The 2784-nt window shown below is 60.2% G+C and carries 3 protein-coding genes; 2 read left to right on the top strand and 1 reads right to left on the bottom strand.

Going from position 1 to position 2784, the window contains the following annotated elements; genetic code table 11:
• Both leuB and asd read left to right on the top strand, forming a co-directional pair.
• A partial coding sequence (leuB, locus tag BFP90_RS04525; RefSeq protein ID WP_065896076.1) for a 3-isopropylmalate dehydrogenase occupies positions 1–814 on the top strand: 814 nt, incomplete at its 5' end.
• A 64-nt stretch (positions 815–878) separates the two neighbouring features.
• The gene (gene asd, locus BFP90_RS04520; protein ID WP_057721535.1) at positions 879–1991 is read left to right on the top strand and encodes an aspartate-semialdehyde dehydrogenase; all 1113 of its coding nucleotides are present in this window, start codon (positions 879–881) and stop codon (positions 1989–1991) included.
• Between the two features lie 279 nt (positions 1992–2270).
• Here asd and BFP90_RS04515 read toward each other — a convergent pair.
• Positions 2271–2784: IS3 family transposase (locus BFP90_RS04515; protein ID WP_065895938.1), on the bottom strand; the 514-nt coding region annotated here is incomplete at its 5' end.

Here is a 2784-nt window from a genome sequence, read left to right as displayed (position 1 = left end):
CGGCCTGCTGAAAATCCGGGCGCAACTGGGCCTGTTCGGCAACCTGCGCCCGGCCATCCTCTATCCGCAACTGGCCGACGCCTCCAGCCTCAAGCCGGAAGTGGTGGCGGGCCTGGATATCCTGATCGTGCGTGAGCTGACCGGCGGTATCTATTTCGGTTCGCCGCGCGGCGTGCGCGAGCTGGAAAATGGCGAGCGTCAGGCCTACGACACCCTGCCGTACAGCGAGAGCGAAATCCGCCGCATCGCCCGTGTCGGTTTCGACATGGCCCGTGTGCGCAGCAAGAAGGTCTGCTCGGTGGACAAGGCCAACGTACTGGCTTCCAGCCAACTGTGGCGTGAGATCGTCGAAGAAGTCGCCAAGGACTACCCGGACGTCGAGCTCAGCCACATGTACGTCGACAACGCCGCCATGCAACTGGTGCGTGCGCCCAAGCAGTTCGACGTGATCGTCACCGACAACCTGTTCGGCGACATCCTGTCCGACCAGGCGTCGATGCTCACCGGTTCCATCGGCATGCTGCCGTCGGCCTCCCTGGACACAAACAACAAGGGCATGTACGAGCCGTGCCACGGTTCTGCACCGGACATCGCAGGCCAGGGCATTGCCAACCCGTTGGCGACCATTTTGTCGGTGTCGATGATGCTGCGTTACAGCTTCAACCTGAGCGATGCGGCCGACGCGATCGAGAAGGCCGTAAGCCTGGTGCTGGACCAGGGCCTGCGCACCGGCGACATCTGGTCGCAGGGCTGCACCCGCGTGGGTACGCAAGAAATGGGCGATGCTGTAGTCGCCGCGCTGCGGAATCTGTAATCTCTCGGGCCCGCTTGCAGTTGTCGCTGCAAGGCGGCCCACTTTTTAACAAGGTGTAGTTGCGATGAAACGTGTAGGTCTGATCGGTTGGCGCGGTATGGTCGGTTCCGTGCTCATGCAGCGGATGCTGGAAGAGCAGGATTTCGATCTTATTGAGCCGGTGTTTTTCACCACGTCGAACGTGGGTGGCCAAGGGCCGTCCGTGGGCAAGGATATTGCGCCGCTCAAGGATGCCTACAGCATTGAAGAGCTCAAGACCCTCGATGTGATTCTGACCTGCCAGGGCGGCGACTACACCAGCGAAGTCTTCCCCAAGCTGCGCGAAGCCGGCTGGCAGGGCTACTGGATCGACGCCGCATCGAGCCTGCGCATGCAGGACGATGCCGTGATCATCCTCGACCCGGTCAACCGCAAGGTCATCGACCAGCAGCTGGACGCCGGCACCCGCAACTATGTGGGCGGCAACTGCACCGTCAGCCTGATGCTGATGGGCCTGGGCGGCTTGTTCGAGGCCGGCCTGGTCGAGTGGATGAGCGCCATGACCTATCAGGCGGCGTCCGGCGCCGGTGCGCAGAACATGCGTGAGCTGATCAAGCAGATGGGCGCGACCCATGCCGCGGTTGCTGATCAACTGGCCGACCCGGCCAGCGCGATCCTGGATATTGATCGTCGCGTGGCCGACGCCATGCGCAGCGAAGCTTATCCGACCGAAAACTTCGGCGTGCCATTGGCCGGTAGCCTGATCCCGTGGATCGACAAGGAACTGCCGAACGGCCAGAGCCGCGAAGAGTGGAAGGCCCAGGCCGAGACCAACAAGATTCTCGGTCGCTTCAAGAACCCGATCCCGGTGGACGGCATCTGCGTACGTATCGGTGCCATGCGTTGCCACAGCCAGGCGCTGACCATCAAACTGAACAAAGACGTGCCGATCGCCGATATCGAAGGGCTGATCAGCCAGCACAACCCTTGGGTCAAGCTGGTGCCGAACAACCGCGATATCAGCATGCAGGAGCTGAGCCCGACCAAGGTCACCGGCACCCTGAATGTACCGGTGGGCCGTCTGCGCAAGCTGAACATGGGCAGCCAGTTCCTCGGCGCGTTCACCGTTGGCGACCAGCTGTTGTGGGGCGCGGCCGAGCCGTTGCGACGCATGCTGCGGATTTTGCTCGAGCGTTGATTGCTGCTTGTTCCGGGAAACCCGCGCTCTGGTGACAGGCGCGGGTTTTTTGTTGTCTGCCAGGGCCTCATCGGGGGCAACCCCCCTCCCACAGGGTGATGTGTGAATGCATTCAAATGTGGGAGGGGGCTTGCTCCCGATGGCGGCCACAGAGCCGACCAGGATTTTGTGTCGATCCTGGCTCAAATGTGGGAGGGGGCTTGCCCCCGATAGCGGTGTATCAGCCACATATCTATTAGTGAGGTGGTCAACTTTTTCCGGACACCTCAATCGGTGTTTTCAGGCTGTTTGCCGCTCGTACTGATTGGGCGGCAAATAGTCTAACGATGAATGCATTCGTCGTTCATTGTAGAACCGCACAATGTAATCCGTGACGTCCCTGATTGCTTCATCATGATTGGCATAGTCCTTCCTCCAAACACGCTCCATCTTCAGGTTCAAGAAGAAACGTTCCATGACTGCGTTGTCCCAGCAGTTGCCCTTGCGGCTCATGCTGCAGCGCAAGCCATGTCGTGTCAGCATGGCTTGGTAAGTAGCGCCTGCATACTGGCTGCCCCGATCTGAGTGCGCGATCAGACCCGGTTTAGGCTGTCTCTGTGTGATGGCTAGTTGCATAGCACTGCACACCAACTCTGCGCGCATATGCGGAGCCATGGACCAGCCTACGATCTTGCGTGAATACAAATCCATGACAGCCGCCAAGTACAGCCAGCCGCTTCGAGTGCGAATATAAGTGATGTCAGCAACCCATGATTGGTTGATCTGCTCGGGGTTAAACTGGCGGTTGAGCAGG

It is taken from the genome of Pseudomonas sp. 24 E 13 (assembly GCF_900004715.1).
Classification (GTDB): domain Bacteria; phylum Pseudomonadota; class Gammaproteobacteria; order Pseudomonadales; family Pseudomonadaceae; genus Aquipseudomonas; species Aquipseudomonas orientalis_A.
Note: the sequence above shows the minus strand (reverse complement) of the source record. Positions and strands in the feature narration are given on the sequence as shown.